The organism is Caballeronia sp. LZ001 (assembly GCF_031450875.1).
Classification (GTDB): domain Bacteria; phylum Pseudomonadota; class Gammaproteobacteria; order Burkholderiales; family Burkholderiaceae; genus Caballeronia.
On record NZ_JARTVX010000004.1, the window covers coordinates 4,510,562 to 4,535,656 of the forward strand.

The 25,095-nt window shown below is 62.0% G+C and carries 22 protein-coding genes, 5 tRNA genes and 2 pseudogenes; 24 read left to right on the top strand and 5 right to left on the bottom strand.

The genetic code is table 11. The annotated features are described in order from the left end of the window. The first annotated feature begins 2 nt into the window (after positions 1 to 2). Positions 3 to 3,477, top strand: a pseudogene (locus P9292_RS32135) (error-prone DNA polymerase). Here the strand turns inward: P9292_RS32135 and P9292_RS32140 are convergent. Together P9292_RS32140 and P9292_RS32145 are read right to left on the bottom strand one after the other, a co-directional pair. Continuing rightward, positions 3,471 to 4,406 (bottom strand): SDR family oxidoreductase, encoded by a 936-nt coding sequence (locus P9292_RS32140; protein ID WP_309962980.1) that lies wholly within the window; start codon positions 4,404 to 4,406, stop codon positions 3,471 to 3,473. The pseudogene P9292_RS32135 and the gene P9292_RS32140 sit on opposite strands and share 7 nt — an antisense overlap. Next, positions 4,403 to 4,609 (bottom strand): heavy-metal-associated domain-containing protein, encoded by a 207-nt coding sequence (locus P9292_RS32145; protein WP_250465097.1) that lies wholly within the window; start codon positions 4,607 to 4,609, stop codon positions 4,403 to 4,405. The genes P9292_RS32140 and P9292_RS32145 overlap by 4 nt, the downstream gene beginning before the upstream one ends. A gap of 101 nt (positions 4,610 to 4,710) precedes the next feature. On the opposite strand from P9292_RS32145, the gene cueR reads away from it, so the two are divergent. Together cueR and P9292_RS32155 are read left to right on the top strand one after the other, a co-directional pair. Continuing rightward, positions 4,711 to 5,097, top strand: coding sequence for a Cu(I)-responsive transcriptional regulator (gene cueR / locus P9292_RS32150; protein ID WP_309962985.1), 387 nt, complete (start codon positions 4,711 to 4,713; stop codon positions 5,095 to 5,097). Between the two features lie 224 nt (positions 5,098 to 5,321). Beyond that, on the top strand, positions 5,322 to 5,468 hold the full coding sequence (locus P9292_RS32155; RefSeq protein ID WP_244825434.1) for a DUF3563 family protein: 147 nt from the start codon (positions 5,322 to 5,324) through the stop codon (positions 5,466 to 5,468). A gap of 89 nt (positions 5,469 to 5,557) precedes the next feature. Here the strand turns inward: P9292_RS32155 and P9292_RS32160 are convergent, their stop codons facing one another. Beyond that, a complete protein-coding gene (locus P9292_RS32160) occupies positions 5,558 to 5,956 on the bottom strand; it encodes a DUF305 domain-containing protein (RefSeq protein WP_309962986.1) in 399 nt (132 codons plus the stop codon). A 100-nt stretch (positions 5,957 to 6,056) separates the two neighbouring features. On the opposite strand from P9292_RS32160, the gene P9292_RS32165 reads away from it, so the two are divergent. Continuing rightward, positions 6,057 to 6,428 carry a hypothetical protein gene (locus P9292_RS32165; protein ID WP_309962988.1) on the top strand — a complete coding sequence of 124 codons (372 nt, stop codon included), beginning with the start codon at positions 6,057 to 6,059 and terminating at the stop codon, positions 6,426 to 6,428. 11 nt (positions 6,429 to 6,439) lie between these two features. On the opposite strand, the gene P9292_RS32170 is transcribed toward P9292_RS32165, so the two are convergent. Beyond that, positions 6,440 to 7,285, bottom strand: a complete 846-nt coding sequence (locus P9292_RS32170) for a 23S rRNA (adenine(2030)-N(6))-methyltransferase RlmJ (protein ID WP_309962990.1) — start codon at positions 7,283 to 7,285, stop codon at positions 6,440 to 6,442. Between the two features lie 279 nt (positions 7,286 to 7,564). On the opposite strand from P9292_RS32170, the gene P9292_RS32175 reads away from it, so the two are divergent. The 14 genes and pseudogenes from P9292_RS32175 to P9292_RS32240 all read left to right on the top strand — a co-directional run bounded on the left by P9292_RS32175 (position 7,565) and on the right by P9292_RS32240 (position 21,243). After that, complete coding sequence (locus P9292_RS32175; RefSeq protein WP_309962992.1) at positions 7,565 to 8,359, top strand: 3-hydroxybutyrate dehydrogenase; 795 nt, start codon at positions 7,565 to 7,567, stop codon at positions 8,357 to 8,359. Positions 8,360 to 8,396: 37 nt separating this feature from the next. After that, positions 8,397 to 9,603: pseudogene (locus tag P9292_RS32180) on the top strand (patatin-like phospholipase family protein). A gap of 125 nt (positions 9,604 to 9,728) precedes the next feature. Next, positions 9,729 to 10,211: a low molecular weight protein-tyrosine-phosphatase gene (locus P9292_RS32185; protein WP_250465085.1), complete on the top strand. Its 483-nt coding sequence runs from the start codon at positions 9,729 to 9,731 to the stop codon at positions 10,209 to 10,211. Between the two features lie 139 nt (positions 10,212 to 10,350). Beyond that, positions 10,351 to 10,878: a Fe-S cluster assembly transcriptional regulator IscR gene (gene iscR, locus P9292_RS32190; RefSeq protein ID WP_244825427.1), complete on the top strand. Its 528-nt coding sequence runs from the start codon at positions 10,351 to 10,353 to the stop codon at positions 10,876 to 10,878. A gap of 78 nt (positions 10,879 to 10,956) precedes the next feature. After that, positions 10,957 to 12,180, top strand: coding sequence for an IscS subfamily cysteine desulfurase (locus tag P9292_RS32195; protein WP_244825426.1), 1,224 nt, complete (start codon positions 10,957 to 10,959; stop codon positions 12,178 to 12,180). 93 nt (positions 12,181 to 12,273) lie between these two features. Next, entirely contained in the window at positions 12,274 to 12,702 is a 429-nt protein-coding gene (iscU, locus tag P9292_RS32200) for a Fe-S cluster assembly scaffold IscU (protein ID WP_244825425.1), read from the top strand. A gap of 106 nt (positions 12,703 to 12,808) precedes the next feature. After that, complete coding sequence (iscA, locus tag P9292_RS32205; RefSeq protein WP_244825424.1) at positions 12,809 to 13,132, top strand: iron-sulfur cluster assembly protein IscA; 324 nt, start codon at positions 12,809 to 12,811, stop codon at positions 13,130 to 13,132. Between the two features lie 114 nt (positions 13,133 to 13,246). Continuing rightward, positions 13,247 to 13,777, top strand: a complete 531-nt coding sequence (hscB, locus tag P9292_RS32210; RefSeq protein ID WP_244825423.1) for a Fe-S protein assembly co-chaperone HscB — start codon at positions 13,247 to 13,249, stop codon at positions 13,775 to 13,777. A gap of 45 nt (positions 13,778 to 13,822) precedes the next feature. Beyond that, the gene (gene hscA, locus P9292_RS32215) at positions 13,823 to 15,688 is read left to right on the top strand and encodes a Fe-S protein assembly chaperone HscA (RefSeq protein ID WP_250465083.1); all 1,866 of its coding nucleotides are present in this window, start codon (positions 13,823 to 13,825) and stop codon (positions 15,686 to 15,688) included. 32 nt (positions 15,689 to 15,720) lie between these two features. Next, on the top strand, positions 15,721 to 16,062 hold the full coding sequence (gene fdx / locus P9292_RS32220) for an ISC system 2Fe-2S type ferredoxin (protein WP_244825421.1): 342 nt from the start codon (positions 15,721 to 15,723) through the stop codon (positions 16,060 to 16,062). Between the two features lie 13 nt (positions 16,063 to 16,075). Beyond that, the gene (gene iscX, locus P9292_RS32225) at positions 16,076 to 16,273 is read left to right on the top strand and encodes a Fe-S cluster assembly protein IscX (protein WP_244825420.1); all 198 of its coding nucleotides are present in this window, start codon (positions 16,076 to 16,078) and stop codon (positions 16,271 to 16,273) included. 316 nt (positions 16,274 to 16,589) lie between these two features. After that, positions 16,590 to 19,421 carry a xanthine dehydrogenase family protein molybdopterin-binding subunit gene (locus P9292_RS32230; protein ID WP_250525943.1) on the top strand — a complete coding sequence of 944 codons (2,832 nt, stop codon included), beginning with the start codon at positions 16,590 to 16,592 and terminating at the stop codon, positions 19,419 to 19,421. Next, the gene (locus P9292_RS32235) at positions 19,370 to 19,990 is read left to right on the top strand and encodes a (2Fe-2S)-binding protein (RefSeq protein WP_409015431.1); all 621 of its coding nucleotides are present in this window, start codon (positions 19,370 to 19,372) and stop codon (positions 19,988 to 19,990) included. The genes P9292_RS32230 and P9292_RS32235 overlap by 52 nt, the downstream gene beginning before the upstream one ends. Then, a complete protein-coding gene (locus tag P9292_RS32240) occupies positions 19,987 to 21,243 on the top strand; it encodes a cytochrome c (RefSeq protein ID WP_309843364.1) in 1,257 nt (418 codons plus the stop codon). The genes P9292_RS32235 and P9292_RS32240 overlap by 4 nt, the downstream gene beginning before the upstream one ends. A gap of 246 nt (positions 21,244 to 21,489) precedes the next feature. Here the strand turns inward: P9292_RS32240 and P9292_RS32245 are convergent, their stop codons facing one another. Then, entirely contained in the window at positions 21,490 to 22,440 is a 951-nt protein-coding gene (locus P9292_RS32245; RefSeq protein WP_250492496.1) for a patatin-like phospholipase family protein, read from the bottom strand. 271 nt (positions 22,441 to 22,711) lie between these two features. On the opposite strand from P9292_RS32245, the gene gltX reads away from it, so the two are divergent. The 6 genes from gltX to P9292_RS32275 all read left to right on the top strand — a co-directional run bounded on the left by gltX (position 22,712) and on the right by P9292_RS32275 (position 25,006). Further along, positions 22,712 to 24,121, top strand: a complete 1,410-nt coding sequence (gene gltX / locus P9292_RS32250; protein WP_309962999.1) for a glutamate--tRNA ligase — start codon at positions 22,712 to 22,714, stop codon at positions 24,119 to 24,121. Positions 24,122 to 24,269: 148 nt separating this feature from the next. Then, positions 24,270 to 24,345: transfer RNA gene (locus P9292_RS32255), tRNA-Ala, on the top strand. Between the two features lie 176 nt (positions 24,346 to 24,521). Beyond that, positions 24,522 to 24,597 (top strand) — tRNA-Glu (locus P9292_RS32260). A 47-nt stretch (positions 24,598 to 24,644) separates the two neighbouring features. Then, positions 24,645 to 24,721, top strand: a tRNA-Asp gene (locus tag P9292_RS32265). 86 nt (positions 24,722 to 24,807) lie between these two features. Next, a tRNA-Glu gene (locus P9292_RS32270) sits at positions 24,808 to 24,883 on the top strand. 46 nt (positions 24,884 to 24,929) lie between these two features. Beyond that, positions 24,930 to 25,006 (top strand) — tRNA-Asp (locus P9292_RS32275). Positions 25,007 to 25,095 lie beyond the last annotated feature (89 nt).

Below are 25,095 nucleotides of genomic sequence, written 5' to 3' on the forward strand. Positions count from 1 at the left end.
CCATGGAAGATTTGAGCGACCTCATCGGCCTGGGCGGTGGCGACGGCAAAGGCAAGTTCTCCGGCGCGATGTCCGCCTCGGCGTTCTTGCCCGGCTACGCGGAACTGCATTGCCTGAGCAACTTCTCGTTCCTGCGCGGCGCTTCGCATCCGCAGGAACTGGCGGCCGCCGCGCTCGAACACGGCTATACCGCGCTAGCAATCACGGACGAATGTTCGCTTGCAGGCGTCGTGCGCGCGTACGGCGCGATCAAGGAGATCGAGACGCGGGCGCAAGCCGCAGCCGACGCGGCGCGAAAGGCCGGCGAGCCATCGCCCAAGCAGGCAACGTTGAAGCTGATAATCGGCAGTGAATTGCATCTCACCGATGCCAACGGCGAGCCGTTTTGCACGCTCATTGCGCTGGCGACCAATCGCGAGGGATACGGCAATTTGTCGGAGCTGATTTCGCTTGCGCGCTCGCGTTCGCCGAAGGGAACGTATCGGATCGGTCCGGAGGATTTCACGAATCCCGCCGCCACTCCGTCCGACTCGTTCGATGCCACCGATTTACGCGGCGATATCGCGCATCTGAAGCATCTGCCGCACTGTCTCTTGATTCTGGTTCCGCAACGCTCGGCCACGCTTGCCGATACGCTCGATCGCGCTCATTGGCTCGGAAGTTTCGCCGCTGGCCGCGCGTGGCTTGCGCTGGAGTTGTGGCAGGACGGCAGCGACGATGAACGTCTCGCTTCGTGCCGCGTGATTTCGAAGGCGAGCGGTTTGCCTCTCGTTGCGGCAAGCGGCGCGCTAATGCACGCGCGTTCGCGCAAGCCCTTGCAGGACACGTTGACGGCAATCCGCCTCAATCGTCCGCTGGCCGAATGCGGTTACGCGCTCGAAGCGAACGCGGAGCGGCATCTGCGTACACGCTTGCGCATCGGCGCGTTGTATCCGAAAGAAGCGATTGCCGAGACCTTGAAGGTCGCGAAGCGCTGCACCTTCGAGCTCGATGAATTGCGCTACGAATATCCCGAGGAACTCGTGCCGCCCGGCGAAACGCCAGGCAGTTATCTGCGCAAAAACGTGATCGCGGGCGCGCTCAAACGCTGGCCGAACGGATTGAGCGTGGAGACCATCGGGCAGATCGAAAAGGAGCTGGAACTCGTCGCGGACCTGAAGTACGAGAAGTATTTTCTGACGGTCTACGACATCGTCGCGTTCGCGCGCAGCCGGAAAATCTTGTGTCAGGGGCGCGGCTCGGCGGCCAATTCGATCATCTGTTATTGCCTCTACATCACGGAGATCAATCCGGTCGAGATGAGCATGCTGGTCGAGCGCTTCATTTCGCGCGCGCGTAACGAACCGCCGGATATCGATGTCGATTTCGAACATCAGCGGCGCGAGGAAGTCATCCAGTACATCTATCAGAAGTACGGGCGGCATCGCGCGTCGCTCGCGGCGTCGCTCACCACGTATCACACGAGGAGTGCGCTCAAGGATGTCGGCAAGGCGCTGGGACTGGATGCGTCGCTCATCGAACGGATCGGCAAGTCGCAGCAGTGGTGGGATGGTCCGTCCGCGGTGGCCGGTTATCTGAAAGAAGCGGGTTTCAACGAAGACTCGCACGTGACGAAGCATCTGATCCGGCTTACGCGCGAGTTGCGCGGCTTTCCGCGTCACTTGTCCCAGCACGTCGGCGGTTTCGTGATCGCGCGCGAACGCTTGTCGCGCCTCGTGCCGATTGAAAACGCCGCAATGAAGGATCGCTGCGTGATTCAGTGGGACAAGGACGACATCGATCAGCTCAAGCTGTTGAAGGTCGATGTGCTCGCGCTCGGCATGCTCTCCGCGATCCGGCGCGCGCTCGAATTCATCGCGCTGCGGCGTGGCGTGCCGGATTTCGGCATGACGCATGTGCGTCGCGAGGACAAGGCCGTCTACGAGATGTGCTGCCGCGCGGACACGGTCGGCGTGTTCCAGATCGAATCGCGCGCGCAGCAGAGCATGCTGCCGCGTCTTCGGCCCAACAAGTACTACGACCTCGTGATCGAAGTGGCGATCGTGCGGCCCGGTCCAATTCAGGGCGGCATGGTGCATCCATATCTGCGCCGCAAGCAAGGGCTCGAGGAAGCGGAGTATCCGAAGGAAGAACTGCGGCCGGTGCTCGAGCGTACACTCGGCGTGCCGATTTTCCAGGAACAGGTGATGAAGCTCGCGATGGTCGCCGCAGGCTATAGCGCGGAACAGGCCGATCAGCTACGCCGCGCGATGGCCGCATGGCGACGCGGCGGTCATCTGGAAAAGTATCAGGCCGATCTGATGACGAAGATGCTCGCGCGCGGCTACGAGGAAGAGTTCGCGGCGCGCGTGTGCAAGCAGATCGAGGGTTTCGGCGAATACGGTTTTCCCGAGAGTCATTCGGCGAGTTTCGCGCTGCTCGTCTATGTCAGCGCGTGGATCAAGCGCTACGAACCGGCGGCGTTTCTGGCCGGCTTGCTGAATAGCCAGCCGCTCGGCTTTTATTCGCCATCGCAGCTCGTGCAGGACGCGCGGCGTCATGGCGTGCAGGTGTTCGCGCCGGATGTGTCGCTGAGCGACTGGGAATCGGTGCTGGAAATGCCGCCCGGCGATGGCGTGCGCGTCTTGCAGGATGCCGAAAAGCAGCGGCGGCGTCAGCAGTTCTACGGCACACCTTGCCCGGATCAGGTTTTTCGCAAGACCATGCGACGCGGCGCGCGCAAGCTCAAAAAGCGCGTCAGGCTCGATGCCCAGGCGTACGGCGCGGGCGGTCCGGGCGTGCGCATCGGGCTGCAACTGATCAAGGGTTTTTCACAAGCGGCGGCCGAGCGGATCATGGCGGAGCGCGCTCAAGCACCATTCGTCGATGTCGACGATCTCACGCGTCGCGCGGCCCTGTCGCGTCGCGAACTCGAAGCGCTCGCGGCGGGCAATGCGCTGCAAAGCATCGCGGGGCATCGGCGTCAGGCTTGGTGGGCGGTGAGCGCGCAGCAGCGCGCGCCGGAATTGCTGCGCGATGCGCCGATGACCGAAGCGCCGCTCGCGTTGCCGGAAGCATCGGAAGGCCGCGAGATCGTCGACGACTACGCGAGTCTCGGGCTCACGCTCAATCGTCATCCGCTCGCCTTGCTGCGCGAGCGGCTCGCGCGCCAGCGTTTCAAAAGCGCCGCTGAACTCGGCGAGACTCGCAACGGCCGCTTCGTGCGGGCGTGCGGCATCGTCACGGTGCGGCAGCGGCCGGGCACGGCGAACGGCACGATCTTCCTGTCGCTCGAGGACGAAACCGGCTCGATCAACGTGATCGTCTGGCCGGGGCTCGTCGAGAAACAGCGCAAGGTGTTGCTGGGCGCGTCGCTGCTCGGCGTGCAAGGCGTCTGGCAAAAAGAAGGCGATGTGCGGCATCTGGTGGCGCAGCGGCTCGAAGACCATAGCGCGCTGCTTGGCCGGGCTCGCCGCGCCGAGCCGCGACTTTCACTGAGCTTGCTCGGGATATCGAGCGAGCAGATGCGCGATCGCGGTATCGAAAGGCGTGCGCCGTCCAATGCCGAGCGCTTCGAGCCGCCCCGAATCGAGATGACAGTCGCGCGGGCGCGGTGTCGCGTCCATGGGCGTGGTTTGCGCGACGAGCTTCGCGTCGAGTTGCAGTACTCGCGCGATGCGCTCGGCGATATCGAACTTGGTCATCGGCTCGTCGCCGGACCATTGCGCGATGCCCGAGATCGTCTCGCCTTGCGCGTGCTGTTCGAGCATGCCGCGGATTACCACGGCGACATCGGGCGTGTAGGTCGGATAGCGGGTCGCCCAGGCGTCCATTGGCGCGGGCGCGTTCGCGGCATCGGCCGATCGGACGATGGCGGGCGTGAGGCTCGTCACCGCCGATTCACTCCAGTCGACAACCGGACCGTAGAGCAACGGCAGCCGCAGCACGCATGAAGCCGGATCGCACGCGAGTAGCGCGCGCTCGCCGTCCAGCTTGCTATGGCCGTAGGCGTTGAGCGGCGCAGGCGCGTCGTCGGGAAAGTAGGGCGGCGAGGTGCCGTCGAACACGTAGTCAGTCGAGATCGACAATACCCAGGCGCCGAGCGCGCGGGCTTCGGTCGCGATTGTCTGCAAGGCATCGACGTTGAGCGCGCGGGCGAGAGCGGGATCGTTCTCGCACACATCCGGACGGCGCTCGGCCGCGGCGACCACGACGGCATTCGGCTTCTCGCTCCGCAGAAAGGCGCGCACGGCGTCGTGATCGCGAATATCGAGCGACACGCTGCCCGCATCGCCATGCCGATGCGTCGTGCGCACGACGCGCCAGTCATGCGCCTCGACCGCGTTTTTCAGCTCGGCGCCGACCGCGCGCCCCAGCAAACCCGACGCGCCGATGAGCGCAACGGTAAAGCGTTCGCTGGCACTCATGCGGACGCGGCGCCTTTGACGGTGTAGCCGGCGTCGTCGATTGCGTCGATCAACGCCTCATTCGTCTGCGATGACTCGACTGTCACGCGGCCATGTTCGAGATCGACGCGCACTTGCGCTTGCGGATCGATTTCATGAATCGAGCGCGTCACGGCGGCGACGCAATGCTGGCAACTCATGCCCTGAACTTCGAACTCGGTCATTCCGGTTTCCTCGCTTGAAAATTGGATCGATGACAACATCGTATACCTTGCCATGATGGGAAGGTGTAGAGTCGATTTCAAGATTTTATGCGGAGCGAGAAATGAACATAGGTGAAGCGGCTAAGGCCTCGGGCGTGACGGCGAAGATGATCCGCTACTACGAGAGCGTCGGCTTGCTCAATCCGGTGGGACGAACGTCGTCGGGTTATCGCGTGTATGGAGCGCAGGAGGTTCATGCATTGCGGTTCGTCCGGCAGGCGCGCCGGCTTGGTTTCCTGGTGGAAGACATACGCAAATTACTGGCGCTATGGCAAGACCGCTCGCGTGCAAGCGCCGAAGTGAAGGCGATTGCAACTGAGCACGTCGCCGAACTGGACCGTCGGATCGATGAACTGACGAGCATGCGCGATACGCTCGTTCATCTTGCGAACCACTGTCATGGCGACGAGCGTCCTGATTGCCCCATTTTGGATCAGCTTGCGGAGTAATGCACCAACAGTGTGCTTTCGCTCACGGACGCTGTAGAAAAAGCTGCTTGAAATCAGTCGGTTGAGTAAGACAAAAAAGACGCACCACTGCGTGACGAAATGCACAGTGTTCATGCATATAGCTACACTTTTTGAGATTCAAGCGCTATAATCCGGGTTATCCCTTATACGGGTAATCCCTGACCCGAAATGCCAGGGATCGTCGAAATCCTTGGAGAAACATCATGTTTGCAGTCCTGCTTGAAAAACTCAGCATCTGGTTTGAAACCGCCGAACAACGTCGCCGTGAAGAGTATCTGGCGCAATCAGCGGATATCGTTCAGCTCGAAATGCGCATCCGCTCGCTCGAATCGAACGGCTACAACGCTTAAGGCGCAGTAGCGCCGCACAGGGCGCCACGGCCATGCAAAAAGCCCCGCAACGCGGGGCTTTGTCGTTTTTGGCGCGCTGCTTGTTCCGCTTACTTCGTTTGCGGATGCGCCGCGAGCCACTGCTTCATGAAGCGGATTTCCTTTTCCTGTGCCGCAACGATGTCCTTCGCCAGCTTGCGCAGCTTCGCGTCCTTGCCGTACTTCAGCTCGACTTTCGCCATTTCCACCGCGCCTTCGTGATGCGGGATCATGTGCGCGACGAAATCGCGGTCGGCGTCGCCGCTGTACTGTATGTCGGCCATGCCCGACATCATCGACTTGTCGGCGGCCTGAAAGTCCGCTGTCGATGACGATCCCGCCGCGTTCGGCGTGGCTTCGGACATATGCATGCCGTGCATGGAGTCGTGAGCGGGCGCGGCCGTCTGCGCCATGGCGGTGGCGCTGCAAAGCGAGATGAGAAGGGCAAGCAGCGTTCTGGTCGATTGCATCGTATCTCCTGAGAAGGGCCGGTTGTGAGGCAAAACACCTAGCCTAAAGCTTGCCACCGGGGTAAGGTAAAGCGGTTTCGTCTACATAAAAGAGCGAGCGATGCGCAGCCATATCCACGACGCGACGAAGGCTTTCCGAAGCACGCAAAGCAATACGGCACGACGCGTTCGCGCGGCACTCGGCGCATGCCTTTGCGTCATCGCGCCACTGGCGTTCGGCACGCCGGGCGGCGAGCCGCTGGTGCTGGACACGCAAACGGGCATCCACAGCGGCGTGCCGGGGACCGTGCTTCAGACGGGGCCGCTCGGCGGGCCCGGCATGGTGCCCATGGCCACGCTGCCCGGACCGCCGCAGCAGGACCAGCCGCCTATCGTCGTTTCTCCGTACATCGACTATTCGTCGGGGCAAGCGACTGCGCCTGCGCAATCCAACAGCAGGCGGCACGGCAATTCCCGCACGCCTTATCCCTGAGTCGAGCAAGTTCAGGCCGCGCGGTGCTCCAGCTTGAACGATGCGTTCTTGTCTTCGCCGAGCGTATCGACGAGATATGGCAGCGCCTGCTTGAGTTCGGCGGCGAGCGTATAGGGCGGATTCAAAATGAACATGCCGCTGCCGTATAGCCCGAAGCCGTCTTCGGGCGGCTGCCTCACGATCAATGCCGCATGCAGCCAGCCATTGGGTTGAATGGCCTTCAATTGCTCCGCGAAGCGTTGCGACTCCGGTCGCGCGACGATCGGATACCACACCGCGTAAGTGCCCGTCGCGAACCGCTTGAGCGATTCCTCAAGACAAGCAAGCGTGCGCGCATAGTCGCGCTTGTCTTCGTATGACGGGTCGATCAGCACGAGCGCGCGGCGCGGCGGCGGCGGCAAAATGGCCTTGATGCCGTCGAAGCCATCGCCTTCGTAGATCATCGCGCGGCGGCCTGCATCGCGGAAGTTATGACGCAGCACGTCGATTTCCGTGCTGTGCAACTCGTACAAACGCATGCGGTCCTGTTCGCGCATGAGCCGCCACGCGAGATACGGCGAGCCAGGATAGAAGCGCAATTCACCATCGGCGTTCAGGGCCGTGACTTCATCGACATAATCGGCGATGAGCGGCGGCAAATCCGTGCGCTCCCACAGCCGCGCGATGCCGTTTTCATACTCGGCATTCTTCGCGGCGAAGCCCTCCGTCAGCGAGTAGACGCCGGCGCCCGCATGCGTGTCGATATACCAATACGATTTGTCTTTCTGGGCGAGATGGCGAAGCATCCGGACGACGAGTGCGTGCTTCAGTACGTCGGCGTGATTTCCCGCATGGAAGGCGTGGCGGTAACTGAGCATGGCGAAAGGCCCGCGGAGGGCAACAAAAAACGAGTTCAGGGCAAACGGCGCGGCACGTCCGGCATGCGCGAAGGGCACTCATTGTAGCCGAGCGTCGCTTCGTATTCGCTGCAGTGCGACACGCCGTTCATGCACAATAGCCGCTTCCGGTCGTCCATGACTAGTCGGCCGAACGGTCTAGGTGTTCTCATGCGCGGCGTGACTCGTCCTATGCCGAACGGCCATATTGCGGCCAATGGCGTCGCATGTTGTCATTCAACTGTCAGAGAGGAGGTTCGCATGTCACAGAACGGCAAGCTCGATGGTAAAACCGCGGTCGTCACGGGCGCGGCGAGCGGCATTGGCCGCGCAATCGCAATCACGCTTGCACAAGCGGGCGCGGCAGTCGCTATCGCGGACCTAAATCAGTCAGGCGCGGATACCGTCGCCGCCGAGATTCGCGAAAAGGGCGGCAAGGCTATCGGCATCGCGATGGACGTGACGGACGAGAACGCGGTCAATCAGGGTATCGACCGGGTCGCGGCGGATTTTGGATCGGTGGATATCCTCGTGTCGAACGCGGGCATTCAGATCGTCAATCCCATCGAAAATTACGCCTACTCGGACTGGAAGAAGATGATGGCCATTCACGTCGATGGCGCCTTCCTCACGACCAAAGCCGCGTTGAAGCACATGTACAAGGACGATCGCGGCGGCGTCGTCATCTACATGGGCTCGGTGCATTCGCATGAAGCGTCGCCGCTCAAGTCCGCTTATGTGACCGCCAAGCATGGTTTGCTCGGGCTTGCGCGCGTCCTGGCAAAGGAAGGCGCAAAGCATAACGTGCGCTCGCACGTGGTGTGTCCGGGCTTCGTGCGCACGCCGCTCGTCGACAAGCAGATTCCCGAACAAGCGAAGGAACTCGGCATTAGCGAGGAAGAAGTCGTGAAGCGCGTGATGCTGGGCGGCACGGTCGACGGCGTGTTCACCACGGTGGAAGACGTCGCGCAGATGGTGCGGTTCCTGTCCGAGTTCGAGACAGCGGCGCTCACGGGGCAATCGTTCGTGGTGAGCCACGGCTGGTTCATGCAATAAGCGAAAGACACGCACGCGAGAAAGCGGAGGCATCGGCATGGCGGAAATCGACGACAGCGAAGCGCTGCAACCGGAGACTCAGAACGAAGGCGACAAGCGCATCGACTTGCCGCCTTACGAGACCATCGCGCTCATGCTGCAGGGCGGCGGTGCGCTCGGCGCGTATCAGGCGGGCGTCTATCAAGGGCTCTACGAAGCGGGCATCGAGCCGAACTGGATCGCCGGCATCTCCATCGGCGCGCTGAATACGGCGATCATCGCGGGCAATGCGCCTAAGGATCGCGTGCCGCGTCTGCTCCAGTTCTGGGAAACCATTTGTCAGCCGGCATTTGGGTTTCCATTGCCGGCGTTCATCGAGCATGCGCTGTTCGAATCGCCCGACGAGATTCGCAAGGCGTTCACCGCGTGGCAGGCGTTCGGCGCGATCGTGGAAGGGCAAAAGGGTTTTTTCGTGCCGCGCTTTCCGCCCCCTTCGCCGCTCGCGGCCGGGCTCGCCGCAGACCGCAAGTTATTACGACACGACGCCGCTTCGGGCCACGCTGGAAGGCCTGTGCGACTTCGATCGCATCAACTCGGGCGAAAAGCGCGTGTCGGTCGGTGCGGTCAACGTGGCAACCGGTAACTTCGCTTACTTCGACAATACGAAGATCAAGCTGCGCGCCGAGCATTTCATCGCGTCGGGCGCTCTGCCGCCGGGCTTTGCGGCAGTCGAGGTCGACGGCCAGTTCTACTGGGACGGCGGCCTCATGTCCAACACGCCGCTCTACGAGATTGCGCAGGCCACGCCGCGTCGCGACACACTCGCATTTCAGGTCGATCTCTGGAGCGCGCGCGGGCCGGTGCCGGACAGCATCGTCGACGTCATGGGTCGCGTGAAGGACGTTCAATATTCCAGCCGCACGCGTCTCGTGACGGATCAGATGCAGCGCTCACAGCGGTATCGCAACGTATTGCAGCATGTGCTGGATCTCGTGCCCGAGGAACTGCGCAACAACGACGAATGGTGCCGGCGCGCGGCCGAACTCGCGTGCTCGAAGCGCTACAACGTGATCCACCTGATTTACCGCCACAAGGAATACGAAGGGCATTACAAGGACTATCAATTCGGCCTTTCGACCATGCGCGAGCATTGGAGTAGCGGGCTCGACGACATTCGCCGCACGCTCGCGCATCGCGACTGGCTGAAAATGCCGAACGGCGACTCCGGCTTCATCACGCATGACATTCATCGCGACGGGAGCTGATCGTGCTCGGCGGATTTGCTTGAGTGACTCGTGCGCGCGCGTTTTTGTGACCCTTTGTATAATTCGGGCCTATCGAACACGCGTTGCCGATGGTGGCAGCCGATAACCTTCTATCCAGCCTTGAGATGAATTCCATCGCCGTTTGCTTCGTCTGTCTCGGCAACATCTGCCGGTCGCCCAGCGCCGAAGCGGTGATGCGCGATCTCGTCGAGGAGGCGAAGCTTTCGGAACGGATCATTATCGACTCGGCGGGAACGGGCGACTGGCATATCGGACATCCGCCCGACGAGCGCGCTCAACGTGCCGCAAAGAAGCGCGGCTACGACCTCTCACCGTTGCGGGGGAGGCAGATCACGGCCGAAGACTTCGCTCGCTTCGACCTGTTGATCGTGATGGACGACAAGAACGTCGCGGCGCTTACGGCGGTCTGTCCGCCGGAGCATCGCGACAAGATTCGCCTGTTGATGGAGTTCGCGACGCGTGACGACAGCCGCGTGGTCATCGACCCCTATTTCGGCGGTGACGACGGTTTCGAGCGCGTGCTCGATCAATGCGAAGACGCTTGTGAGGGGCTATTGGCGGCCTTGCGGACACAACTCGTCAGTTGAAATGGGCACGACGCGGCGGCCTTGCGCGCGGCAAGAAATAGAATTAAACAGCTACTTATCTGGTCTCGGATACTTGACTAAAACTGTGGGATATTTATACTTGACAGAAATCATCGAGTATTAGCGGTAGCCCCCAATTATGAGACTCACCACGAAAGGCCGTTTCGCCGTCACGGCGATGATCGACCTGGCATTGCGCCAGGAGCAGGGCCCGGTGACGTTGGCAGGCATCAGCCAGCGCCAGCGCATCTCGCTTTCCTATCTCGAACAGTTGTTCGGCAAGCTGCGTCGCCACGAGATCGTCGAGTCCGTACGCGGGCCGGGCGGCGGGTACAACCTCGCGCGCCGCGCCGAGAACGTCACGGTGGCCGACATCATCATCGCGGTCGATGAACCGATCGACGCCACGCAATGCGGCGGCAAGGGCACGTGCGAAGGCACAAAGCAGCACGACGGCCACTGCATGACGCACGAACTGTGGGCGACGCTCAATCAGAAGATGGTCGAGTATCTCGATTCCGTCTCGCTGAAAGATCTGGTCGATCAGCAGCGCGCTCGCGAAGGTTCGTCGTCGGTGTTGCGCGACCGCCGCGCCGAACCGGCGGGCGTCGAAGCCGCGCGTGTGGTGCCCAAGGGGCCGAATTCCATTTTCAACCTGGCTGGTTGAAGCCGCGCGGCGCGTCTCATGAAGCGCGAGTACGAGCATCCCGGCCACGTGTATTGAACGATTTTCCCGGAGCGACAGATGAATAACGACATTCCCCACCTGCCCATTTATATGGATTACAGCGCGACGACCCCCGTCGATCCGCGCGTGGTGGACAAGATGATTCCGTATCTTCGCGAGCAGTTCGGCAATCCGGCTTCGCGCAGCCATCAGTACGGCTGGGACGCGGAGCGGGCGGTCGAGGAAGCGCGCGAAAACGTCGCGGCGCTCGTCAATGCCGATCCGCGCGAAATCATCTGGACGTCGGGCGCGACGGAGTCGGACAACCTCGCGATCAAGGGCGCCGCGCACTTCTACAAGAGCAAGGGCAAGCACATCATCACGGTGAAAACCGAGCACAAGGCCGTGCTCGACACCACGCGCGATCTCGAGCGAGAAGGCTTCGAAGTCACGTATCTGGATGTCAAGGACGACGGTCTCATCGACCTGGACAAGTTCAAGGCCGCCATTCGTCCCGACACGATCCTCGTATCGGTGATGAGCGTGAACAACGAGATCGGCGTGATTCAGGACATCGAGGCGATCGGCGAGATCACGCGTGAAAAGGGCATCATTTTTCACGTCGATGCAGCGCAAGCCACCGGCAAGATCGCGATCGATCTGCAGAAGCTGAAGGTCGATCTGATGTCGTTCTCGGCGCACAAGACGTATGGGCCGAAGGGCATCGGCGCGCTGTACGTGCGTCGCAAGCCGCGCGTGCGTATCGAGGCGCAGATGCACGGCGGCGGTCACGAGCGCGGCATGCGTTCGGGCACGCTCGCAACGCATCAGATCGTCGGCATGGGCGAGGCTTTCCGTATCGCGCGCGAGGAAATGGCCACCGAGAACGAACGTATCCGCATGTTGCGCGACCGTCTGCTCAAGGGCCTGCAAGACATGGAAGAGGTGTACGTGAACGGCGACATGGAACGCCGCGTGCCGCACAACCTCAACATCAGCTTCAATTTCGTCGAAGGCGAATCGCTCATCATGGCGGTCAAGGATGTCGCGGTGTCGTCGGGTTCGGCGTGCACGTCGGCGTCGCTGGAACCGTCGTATGTGCTGCGTGCGCTCGGCCGCAACGACGAGCTGGCGCATAGCTCGATCCGCTTCACGGTCGGCCGCTTTACGACCGAGCAGGACGTCGATTACGTCATCAACCTGCTGAAGAACAAGATTGCAAAGCTGCGCGACCTGTCGCCGCTGTGGGAAATGCACAAGGATGGCATCGATATCTCGAGCATCCAGTGGGCGGCGCACTGAGCGCATCACGAATGGTTTGGCGACTGGCCGCGTGCCGGTCGAAAGAATGTTGCTCCGCCTCTCGCGGAGATAGATCACCGGAGAATTCGAATCATGGCTTATAGCGACAAGGTTCTGGACCACTACGAAAACCCGCGCAACGTCGGCTCCTTCTCGAAGGACGACGACACGGTCGGCACCGGCATGGTCGGCGCACCGGCTTGCGGCGACGTGATGAAACTGCAGATCCGCGTGGGCGCGGACGGCGTGATCGAAGACGCGAAGTTCAAGACGTACGGCTGCGGCTCGGCCATCGCGTCGAGCTCGCTCGTGACCGAATGGGTGAAGGGCAAGACGCTGGATCAGGCGCTGACGATCAAGAACACGCAGATCGCCGAGGAACTCGCACTGCCGCCCGTGAAGATTCACTGCTCGATTCTCGCCGAAGACGCAATCAAGGCAGCGGTCGCCGACTACAAGGAACGTCACGGCGTGGCGGCTCCCCAGGCCGAGCAGACGGAAGCCAAGCAACACGCGGCCTGAATGCGGCAAGAAGGTGGCGTAGGCAACGACCCTGGAATGGCGCCGGCAAGATCGGCGCCTCGGATTTCGAAGTAACGCAGCAAGTAAAGAGCGCGACGCAAAGACTATGGCAATCACGTTGACGGAGAAGGCAGCACAGCACGTGCATAAGTATCTGGCGCGACGCGGCAAGGGCGTCGGCCTGCGCCTGGGCGTGCGTACGACGGGCTGTTCGGGTCTCGCGTACAAGCTCGAATATGTCGATGAACTCGCACCGGAAGACATGGTGTTCGAGTCGGCGGGCGTGAAGGTCGTGATCGATCCGAAAAGCCTCGCCTATCTCGACGGCACCGAACTGGATTTCGCGCGTGAAGGGCTGAACGAAGGCTTTCGCTTCAACAACCCGAACGCGAAGGACGAGTGCGGCTGCGGCGAGTCGTTCCGCGTATAACCGGGCATGACGCCGACGGTATCGGCAAAAGAGGCGGCGCGTGCCGCCTTTTTCATTCGCGCTTCGACTTTGCTGCATCCTTCGAGACATCTTCCGAGTAACCGGTAATCCTCAATGGCATCGCTCAACGACAGTCACTTCGATCTCTTCGACTTGCCGCCGGTCTTCGCGGTCGATCACCAAGCGCTCGACGACGCATATCGCACCGTGCAGGCGCAAGTGCATCCGGACCGCTTCGCCTCGGCGGGCGACGCGCAACGCCGTATCGCGATGCAATGGGCGACGCGCGCCAACGAGGCTTACCAAACGCTGCGCGATCCGTTGAAGCGCGCGCGCTACATGCTGTCGCTGCGCGGTATCGATGTCGGCGCGGAAAACAATACGGCGATGGAACCCGCGTTCCTCATGCAGCAAATGGAATGGCGCGAGAATATCGAGGATGCGGCCGGCGCGAAGAATATCGGCGCGCTCGAATCCTTGCTCGACGAATTGCGCGATGAAGAACGCGTGCGCTTCACCAAGCTCGAAGCGCTGATCGACAGCAAGTCGGATCAGGCGGCAAGCGAGGCGGTGCGGCAACTGATGTTCATCGAACGCGTGGCGCATGAAATCGGCACGCAGATCGAGCGGCTCGAAACCGCCTGACGTACAAGAGCCTCAGGCGCCGCACACAACCCCATAAGATCAACGATGGCTTTACTGCAAATCTCAGAACCCGGCATGGCGCCCGCACCGCATCAGCGGCGCGTGGCGGTCGGCATCGATCTCGGCACGACGAACTCGCTCGTGGCGGCCGTGCGCAACAGCGTGCCCGAAGCGCTTCCCGACGAGGACGGCCATGTGCTGCTGCCGTCGGTGGTGCGCTATCTGGAGAAGGGCGGACGGCGCATCGGCCGCGTCGCGAAGGAAGAAGCGGCCATCGATCCGCGCAATACGATCGTGTCCGTCAAGCGCTTCATGGGCCGAGGCAAGAGTGAGGTGGAGGGCGCGGAGAACGCGCCGTACGATTTCATCGACGCGCCCGGCATGGTGCAGATTCGTACGATCGACGGCGTGAAGAGCCCGGTCGAGGTGTCGGCCGAGATTCTCGCCACGCTGCGTTATCGCGCGGAAGATTCGCTTGGCGAAGATCTGGTCGGCGCGGTCATCACCGTGCCCGCTTATTTCGATGAGGCCCAGCGCCAGGCCACCAAGGACGCCGCGAAGCTCGCCGGACTCAACGTGCTTCGACTGCTGAACGAACCGACCGCGGCGGCCATCGCTTACGGTCTCGACAACGCATCGGAAGGTCTGTACGCGGTCTACGATCTCGGCGGCGGTACCTTCGATCTGTCCATTCTCAAGCTCACCAAGGGTGTCTTCGAAGTACTCGCGGCCGGCGGCGATTCCGCGCTCGGCGGCGACGATTTCGACCACGTGCTGTATCGGCATGTGATTGCGCAGGCGGGCGTCGAAGTCACTTCGCCCGAAGACGTGCGGCTCTTGCTGGACCATGTGCGAGTCGCGAAGGAAGCGCTTTCGTCGGCCGATGAAACGCGCGTCCAGGCCACGCTTTCGGACGGCCGCGTGATCGATGTCGCCGTGACCGAAGCGCAGTTCGACACGCTCACCGAAGCGCTCGTCGCGCGCACGCTCGGACCCACGAGAAAGGCGCTGCGCGATGCCAAGGTCGCGCCCGCCGAGATCAAGGGCGTGGTGCTGGTCGGCGGCGCGACGCGCATGCCGGTGATCCGCCGCGCGGTGCAGACGTATTTCGGCCAGCCGCCGCTCGTCAATCTCGACCCGGATCAGGTCGTGGCGCTCGGCGCCGCGATTCAGGCCGATCTGCTCGCCGGCAACCGTCGCGGCGAAGGCGACGACTGGCTCTTGCTCGACGTGATTCCGCTGTCGCTCGGCGTCGAAACCATGGGCGGTCTCACCGAAAAGATTATTCCGCGCAATTCGACGATCCCGACCGCGCGCGCGCAAGACTTCACCACGTTCAAGGACGGCCAGACCGCAATGGCGATCCACGTGGTCCAGGGCGAACGCGAACTCGTGTCCGACTGCCGCTCGCTCGCGCGTTTCGAATTGCGTGGCATTCCGCCGATGGCGGCGGGCGCCGCGCGCATCCGCGTGACGTATCAGGTCGATGCCGACGGCTTGCTGTCCGTTTTCGCGCGCGAGCAGATTTCGGGCGTGGAAGCGTCGGTGGTGGTAAAGCCGTCCTACGGTCTCGCCGATGACGACGTCGCGCGCATGCTCGAGGAAAGTTTCAAGACCGCCGAGACCGACATGCAGGCTCGCGCGCTGCGCGAGGCACAGGTCGATGCAGAACGGCTGGTCGAAGCCACGCACGCGGCGCTCGCGGCAGACGCCGAGTTGCTCGACGAGAGCGAACGCGCGCAGATCGAAACGCTGGCGGAAGAACTCGCGACCATCGCGAAGGGCGATTCGGCGCAACGTATCGAAGACGCGACCAAGGCGCTTTCCGTTGCAACCGACGAATTCGCCGCGCGCCGCATGAACAAGAGCATTCGCCGCGCACTCGCCGGCCGCAAGCTCGACGATGTCTGATCCATTCGGAAATTCACGGAAAACTTAAGTCCATGCCTCAAATCGTTGTGCTTCCTCACGTGGAGCTTTGCCCGGACGGCGCGGTCATCGACGCCGATATCGGCAAGAGCATCTGCGACAATCTGCTGGAACACGGTATCGAGATCGAGCACGCCTGCGAGAAGTCGTGCGCGTGCACGACCTGCCACGTCATCATCCGCGAGGGCTTCAACGCGCTCGAACCGTCGGAGGAAGACGAGGACGATCTCCTCGACAAGGCGTGGGGCCTCGAACCGACATCGCGGTTATCATGTCAGGCAATGGTGCCGGCCGACGAGGATCTGGTGGTCGAGATCCCGCGCTACACCATTAACCACGCCAAAGAAAATCACTGACGGAGGCTCGCTCATGAAGTGGACAGATACTCAAGAGATCGCAATGGCCTTGACCGATGCGCATCAAGATATCGATCCCCAGTATGTGCGTTTCACGGACTTGCATCGCTGGGTGACGGAGCTGGTTGGTTTCGACGACGATCCGCAGAGCTCCAATGAAAAGATTCTCGAAGCCATTCAGGCTGCGTGGATCGAAGACGCGGATTATTGATCGCGTTGGTATCGTCTAAAAGACGGCGACTCTCGAAAGAGGTCGCCGTTTTATTTTGAGCGCGCGGCATTTCACCATATTGATTTTCCTCATTCCCTTGCCGCTTTAATCTTGACAGAACTTGACGTTGTGCGCGTTGTTGACGGTCTTTCCCGCACTTAAAATCGCGCCCACTGCCTTCTGTCAGTCAATGCCGGATTCGATTCATCGCCCAGCGACGTTTCGTATTGCAAACAAATTTTACATGCCCGCGTGAAGGCGGCGTGTGGCCGTCTCCATGCTGGACGGCCTGTGGCGATCACTTGAGGAGAAGTACATGGGGAAACTCGACCTGTCGCGTCGTGGTTTTCTGAAAGCGGCTGCACTCGCGGGCGTTTCGGTATTCGTCGCGCCCTTAGGCAGCCGTGCGTTCGCCGCGTTGTTCGAAGAGAAGATACTCACGCCCGTTCAATGGGATGCCACGAACGGAAGCGCAAAGTTTCGTATCGACGGCATGGCAAAAGTAACGGGCGCGAAGGTCTTCGCGCGCGACATCCGCGCGGCCGACATGCCGCATTGGCCGCAGCAACAATCGCACGCGCTGATCCTGCGCGTGACGCGGGCCGACTGTCTGTACGAAGGCTTCGATCTGTCGGTGCTCGGCGATGCGCTGAAGCCCGATCGCGTAGTCACCGCGGAAGATCTCGCGCGCGACAAGCTCGCCTTCCCCGCGTTCTATGGCGACGACATGTTCCTGCCGGCCGGGAAGACGCCCGCGTATCTCGGCCAGGCCGTTGCGATGCTGATTTATCACGACTTCGCGCGCTTCCGTTTCGCGAAGGAAAAGCTCCAGTTCCGCGATGGCGTGATCCGTTACGGCGCAACGACGGGTCCGCTCGAGCGCGATCCGTGGGCGTCGTTTCGCTTCGTGCGCGTCGGCGGCAAGACGCCTTTCGACGAAGACACGTTTTCGAGCCTGAAGAACACGCCGCTCTTTCCGCACATGATGAAGAAGCGCGCGCCCGTCTGGGCCGACGCTCATGAACACGGCAAGCTCGACGAGCAGGGCATGTTCCACGCGCAAAGTATTGCCGACCAGCTCGATCATCCGCCGGCGGACTGGCTCGTCGTGGATCGCGAATACAAGACGCAATCGGTCGATACGGCCGCGCTCGAGCCCGACAACGCGAATTGCTGGTACGACGCGGCGACTCAGTCGCTGCACATGGTCGTCCCGACGCAAGGTCCGCACGAAGTCGCGGAAAGCGCTGTTGAGATGGCGGCCAAGTCGCATTTTCCAGTGAAGAACCTGTTCCTGCATCCGTGCTACACGGTGGGCTACGGTTCGAAGGATCACTTCAACGTGCCGTTCTACGGTCTCGTCGCGGCCATGTATGGCGAGGGCCGTCCCGTGCGCCTGGCTTTCGACCGCTTCGAACAGTTCCAGAGCTCGCTCAAGCGTCACGCGTTCGACATGCGCTATCGCATGGCGATCGACAAGAACACCGGCCTCATTCAAGCCTTCAAGGGCGACTTCGAAGCGAACGGTGGCGGACGCTGCAACTTCTCGCCATCGGTCGCGATGGTCGGCGCGACCGCGGCGCAGTCGATCTACTACATTCCGCAGAGCGATCTGACCGCGATCGCGATTGCCTCGCGCGCGGTCGATGCCGGTTCGGCGCGCGGTTACGGCACGCTGCAAAGCATGGCCGCGACCGAGATGATGATCGACGAGATCGCGCAGAAGCTCGATATCGACCCGATCGATTTTCGCCTGAAGAACGTGTTCCGCACCGGCATGAAGAACACGCAAGGCGCCATTCCCGCCGGCGCGTTGCGCGCCGAGGAAGTGCTGCGTCGCGCGAAGGAACTGCCGCTGTGGACCGAACGCATGCGGCGCAAGAGCGATTTCGAGGCGGCGCATCCGGGAATGCGCTATGGCATCGGCTTCGCGTGTACGCAGAAGGACTTCGGTACGGGCGCGGAAAGCGCCTTCGCGAAAGTGGAGTTCACGGCCGACGGGCGCATCGCGTTGAGTCACTCGGGCGCGGAGATCGGCACCGGCACGTCGACCTCGCAGGCCCTCGCGGTCGCGAAGTGGCTCGGCAAGCCCGCCGTCGAGGTGCATATGGCGATCATCGACTGGACGGATCTGCCGGTCGTGACGAGCGGCGATCCGTACATCATGTCGCAAGCCGAGCAGGATCGCTTGAGCGCGAATCCGCGCTGGTCGCCCGCGTACATGTCGCCGGCCAGCGCGACGAATTCCGCCTTCTACTTCACGCACGCCACGCATGAAGCGGCGCGCGTCGTGTTCCGTCACGGCATCTGGCCCGCCGCGCTCGCGCTCTGGGGGCAGGGTATCGGCGGCGGTCAGGCGACCTCGTACGTCGTGCGTGTGGAAGATGCGCGCTGGGTCGACGGCAAGCTGGCGGCCGACGGCATGGAGCCGCTTGCCTTCGACGTGCTCGCGAAGAAGGCGCATGAACTCGGGCTCGTCACGGGCGCTGCGGTGCATACCTTCAATCGCTGGCAGTGGAGCGAGGCGCAGTTCGATATCGCGGGCACCGTCGATCAGGTACCGCTCGACGGACTCTCGGTGCGCTTCGGCAGCGCCGATGCCGCCAACGGCAAGCAACGCGGCAAGGCCACGGCCAACGGCTATACCGTGCTCGATCGCAAACGCGTGTTCATCCCGCCCGTGCAGCGCAACAACGCCGCGGTCACGTATTACAGCGCGGTCGGCACGCTCGTCGAACTTGCTATCGACTCGGCCAGCGGCAAGGTCGATCTGCTCTCGCATCATTCGATCATGGAATGCGGCAATCAGATCGCGCCGCAACTCGTCTCCGGGCAGTTGCAAGGCGGCCTCGCGATGGGCATCGGCCACGCGCTGCACGAGTATCTGCCGCTTTACGAAGACGGTCCCGGCAACGGCACGTGGAACTTCAACCGCTATCACTTGCCGCTCGCAAGCGATGTCGCCGTCTGGAAGCAAACCAGCGAAGTGTTGCCGCCGCTTTCCGAAACCGATCCGCCTAAAGGCATCGCCGAAGTGGTGATGATTCCGGTGGTCGGAGCCATCGTCAACGCGATCGCGCATGCGATCGGACATCGATTCACCGATCTGCCGGTGAGCCCGCAAAACATTCAGGAGGTGCTCGCATGACGGCCATCCCATCCGCCGCGGGCGTCGAATCGCGCTCGCTCTCCATGACGATCAACGGCAATAAGGTCGGCCCGATGCAGGTGCCATCCGGCTTGCCGATGATCGATTTCCTGCACGAGTATCTCGGCCTGACCGGTTCGCGTCTCGGCTGCGGGCAGGGCATCTGCCACGCGTGCGTCGTGATCGTCGACCGGGCCGATGGCACGAGCGAGGAAGTGCGTTCGTGCATCAACGGCGCGCATTTCTTCGACGGCAAGAACGTGCGGACCGTCGAGGGACACGCGAAGCGCAACGAGCAGGGCGAAGTCGTCGAACTGGCGCCCGTGCAGCAGAAGTTCCTGGAACATTTCAGCTTCCAGTGCGGCTATTGCACGCCGGGTTTCGTCAACGCGACGATGGTCCTGCTCGACAACCTGAAGCGCGATCCCATCGCGAAGGATCAGATCGAAGCGACCATCATGTCGGCGCTCGACAGCCACATCTGCCGTTGCACAGGTTACGTGCGCTACTACGAAGCCGTGAAGGAACTGGTGCTCACGACGCCCGGCCTGGTGAAGGACACAGCATGACGAGACTGAATGTAACTCGCTTCGTGTCGCGCTGCGTCGTGCGGCTGATTCCACTCGCGCTTGCCGCTTTCGCGTTGAGCGCGTGCGGCGACCGTCGGGACGCGCCCGTTCACATCGCGAGCTCGCCCGAGCAGATCGCGCGTGGACGCTATCTCGCGCATGCGGCGGATTGCGCCGCATGCCACACGGCGAACGGCGGCGCGCCGTTCGCGGGCGGCGTGAAGCTGCAATCGCAGTTCGGCACGTTCTACGGCACCAACATCACGCCCGATACGAAGTACGGCATCGGCTCTTATAGCGCCGACGACTTCTACGCCGTGCTGCATGAAGGCAAGTCGCCGAATGGCAAGCTGTATCCGGCGATGCCTTATACGTCGTATCGACAGATCACGCGCGAGGACAGTGACGCCCTTTACGCGTATCTGATGGCGCAAAAGCCGGCAGCCGTGCCGAGTGTCAAGCCGGTCCTCTCGTTTCCCTACAACGTGCGCTTCGCCGTGCGTTTCTGGGACATGCTGTTCTTGAACGACACCTTGCCGGATGCGTCGCAGGGACAATCGGCGGACTGGACGCGCGGGCGCTATCTGGCCAACGCGCTCGGCCATTGCGCCGAGTGCCACACGCCGCGTGGTGCCTTCGGCCAGTTGCAGGATGCGAAAACGCTGCAAGGCGAAGCCCTCGGCCGTGTCGGCGCGCCCGACATCACGCCGCAAGCGCTTGCCGCGCGTGGCTGGAATGCCGCCGATCTGCAGACTTTCTTCGCGACGGGCGTCGCGCGGCAAGGCTCGGCTTATGGCGAGATGCATCCCGTGATCTATCTGAGCACGCAGCATCTGGATTCCAACGATCTGCGCGCGCTCGCCACGTATCTGCTCGGCGACAAGCCGCAGGCAGCCGCGCCGCTCGCCGCCATTCAGTCGGGCGACGCCACGCGGCTCGCTGCGGGCCGCTCGCTCTATCTGGATTCTTGCGCGGGTTGTCACGGGCACGAGGGCGAGGGCAAGCCGCACGTCACGGTAGCGATGAACGGCAACTCGACCTTGCGTCTGGCCGATCCGCGCAACCTGATCGTGTCGATGCTCGATGGCATAAAGGCGCAGCCGTTCCCGCACGGCGAGGCCATGCAGGACATGCCTGGATTCGCGGGCACGTATAGCGACGAGCAGATCGCCGAACTGGCGAATTATCTTCGCGCAACGTGGGGCGGACAGCCTGCCGAGATCACTGCAGACAAGGTGAAGTCGCTGAGGTAGTCGCGGTCTTCCGCAGCGCGAACGAAAGAGGCCACGGCTCGGCGAGCGTGGCCTCTTTTGCTTGGGGTTTGCCGCGCATTCGAGCACCCAAGTCGCCGTGACGTCGTTGGGCGACAGTGTGTCGCTCGATCGATTCTTCGCGTTGGGTTTCAAACGCTCGCCGCGCACCCGAGCACAGGAACCGCCGTGGTATCCGAGCGCCGGCGCGCTCATGCTCCGCGCTGCATTACCCAGGCAGAAGACTTCTCAAACGCGCACGCCGCGTTCGACGAGCTGCCGCTGCAACGCTGGCCACATCTTCGCGACCGCTTCCTCGCCCGCCAAAATCGATGCGTTGCGCTGGCTGAAGTCGCTGCTGCTCATGGCATTGAGATTCGGCCGGATGACCGCGTCCGCGTACTTGTCGAGTTCATAAGCCTTGATGGTCTGGCCCATGATCGTGAAGGTCTGCATGAGCACGTCGAACGAGCTTTGCGTGAGGCCGCTTTCGGGACGCGCCGAAATATCCACGGCGATCACGAAGTCCGCGCCCATCTTGTGCGCGAATGCGGCGGGTACGGGACTCACCAGCCCGCCATCGACATATTCGTGGTCGCCGATCTTCACCGGCTCGAAGATCGACGGCACGCTGCACGACGCGCGCACCGCGATGCCCGTGTTGCCGCGCTGAAAGAGGATCGGCTGACCATTCCGAAGGTCGGTCGCGACGATGCCAAGCGGCTTCGCCATCTTCTCGATCGGACGATTGTCGAGCGTCTTGTTGAGGTAGTTCTGCAGCGCCACGCCTTGCAAGATGCCGCGCGTGCGAAAAGGCATGGCCCAGTCGCTGATCGAGGCTTCGTCCATGGTGAGCGCGAGCTTGTTGATGGCGATGCCGTTCATGCCCGACGCATACAGTGCCGCGATGACCGAGCCCGCGCTCGTGCCCGCCACGAGATCGACCGGCACGTTGCGCGCTTCGAGCGCCTTGATCACGCCGATATGCGCGAAGCCGCGCGCCGCGCCGCCACCGAGCGCAAGCCCGATGCGAACGGGCGCTTGCCGCTGGATATCCGTTTTGGGCGGCGGCGTGCTCGTGGTCGTGGTCGACGTGGCGTTGCCGCCCGTGGCGGTCGTGCACGCGGTCACGACGGATGACAGCGCCGCGAGCGAAAACGCGCGGCGCGAAAGCGAAAGACGGGATGACGATGGCTTCAAGTTGAACTCCGGGCGCGCCTTGCTGCTTTGAACGTGCCTTGGCCGGTATCGGCAAAAAGGCGCGGACATCATAAAACAAAGGCGCACGGACCGGCACAAAGCAGGCCGCGAGTATAATTCCGGTTCACTTTGACGAAGCGCCGGCCGCGTGATCCAGCCGCACGAACGCTTCCGAATCAGCCGTCATTGGACACTTCTCGTCTGCTTTGAGGCGCGTAGAGCGCGCATCGGCTTCGAGCGAGACAGACGCCATCCATCGAGTAAAACCGCAATGACCACCCAAGTCCGTACCCGCTTCGCACCGAGCCCGACCGGTTTCATCCATCTCGGCAACATCCGCTCCGCGCTCTATCCCTGGGCGTTCGCGCGCAAGATGAAGGGCACCTTCGTGCTGCGCATCGAGGACACCGATGTCGAGCGCTCCACCGAAGCCTCGGTCGATGCGATTCTCGAAGGCATGGCCTGGCTCGGCCTCGATTTCGACGAAGGTCCGTTCTATCAGATGCAGCGCATGGAGCGTTATCGCGAAGTGGTCGCGCAGATGCTGGAGAAGGGGCTCGCGTATCACTGCTATATGTCGACCGAGGAGCTCGATGCCCTGCGCGAGCGTCAGCGCGCTGCGGGCGAAAAGCCGCGTTACGACGGCACGTGGCGTCCCGAGCCGGACAAGGAGTTGCCGCCGGTTCCCGAAGGCGTGGAGCCGGTGGTGCGCTTTCGCAATCCGCTGACGGGCGTGGTCGCGTGGGACGACGCCGTGAAGGGCACGGTCGAGATCTCGAACGAAGAACTCGACGATCTCGTCATCGCGCGTCCCGACGGTACGCCGACCTACAACTTCTGCGTGGTCGTCGACGACCTCGACATGCAGATCACGCACGTCATTCGCGGCGACGATCACGTGAACAACACGCCGCGTCAGATCAACATCCTGCGCGCGCTCGGCGGTGAAGTGCCGGTTTACGCGCATTTGCCGACGGTGCTGAACGAGCAGGGCGAGAAGATGAGCAAGCGTCATGGCGCCATGGCCGTGACCGGTTATCGCGACAACGGGTATCTGCCCGAGGCGGTCGTGAACTATCTCGCACGCCTCGGCTGGTCGCATGGCGATGCGGAAATCTTCTCGCGCGAACAGTTCGTCGAATGGTTCGACCTAGAGCATCTGGGCAAGTCGCCGGCGCAATACGACCACGACAAGCTCAACTGGCTCAATGCGCATTACATCAAGGAAGCGGACAACGGTCGCCTCGCGGAACTCACGCGGCCGTTCTTGCGCGAGGCGGGTATCGAAGCGAGCGCGATCGAGAACGGCGCGCCGCTGGAGCTGGCGATCGGGCTTTTGAAGGACCGCGCATCGACGGTGAAGGAAATCGCCGATAACGCCGTGATGTTCTATCGCGAGCCCACGATCGATCCCGAAGCGCGCAAGCAGCACGTCACCGATGCAGTGCGGCCGGCCATCGCCGATTTGCGCGCGGCGCTCGCCGAAGCGGAGTGGAGCAAGGAAGCGATCGCCGCGGCCGTGAAGGCTACGCTTGCCGCGCACAAGCTCAAGATGCCGCAACTCGCGATGCCGGTTCGCTTGCTGGTTGCAGGCACGACGCACACGCCGTCCCTCGACGCCGTGCTTGCGCTCTTCGGCCGCGAAGCCGTTTTGCGTCGGCTGGAACTGGCCGCAAGCTGACTGAAGACGCAAAGCCGCGCGCGATGAATGCCAGCGATGCATGCATTGCGCGCAAATGCATGAAGAGAGGTAAAAAATTTCGCTACGAGCGTCAAAGGGTATTTACAACTTCAAAAATGGCCTATAGAATCTCGTTTCTGTTCTGCAAGGGGGTATAGCTCAGCTGGGAGAGCGCTTGCATGGCATGCAAGAGGTCAGCGGTTCGATCCCGCTTACCTCCACCAAGAATGGTTTTGCAGGGCAGGTGGTATTGTTTGTATGGTTTCCAGCGTTTCGGAAGTCGCAAAAAATACTTCACAAGTAACATCAGGTTGTATAGAATTTCGGTCTTCGCTGCTTGCGGCAAGTTGTTAAGCCCAGAGCGAATGATTAAGTAGCAAAGACAGATACACAAGTTTCTGTCCCCTTCGTCTAGAGGCCTAGGACATCACCCTTTCACGGTGAGTACAGGGGTTCGAATCCCCTAGGGGACGCCAGCACATCGGCGGCTGCTAGTAAGAAGCGCTGCCTGGAAGTAAGCGCTGGAGCGGTAGTTCAGTTGGTTAGAATACCGGCCTGTCACGCCGGGGGTCGCGGGTTCGAGTCCCGTCCGCTCCGCCAACGCATTGCAAGCAGGAAGACTCCGGCTGATAAGCCGGATTTTTTTTCGCTGCGCTGTGTCGATAGTTTAGTTTTAGTAGGTTGAAGTCCCCTTCGTCTAGAGGCCTAGGACATCACCCTTTCACGGTGAGTACAGGGGTTCGAATCCCCTAGGGGACGCCAGAACATCGGCGGCTGCTGTAAAAGCGCTGCAATCGGTGAACGAGTTGGAGCGGTAGTTCAGTTGGTTAGAATACCGGCCTGTCACGCCGGGGGTCGCGGGTTCGAGTCCCGTCCGCTCCGCCAGCTAGTTGAGAAAATCCAGCCTTCGGGCTGGATTTTTTTTGGGCTCGTTTTTTCGCTTGCGTCAGGTCCCGCGCACCGAATCCTGCGCA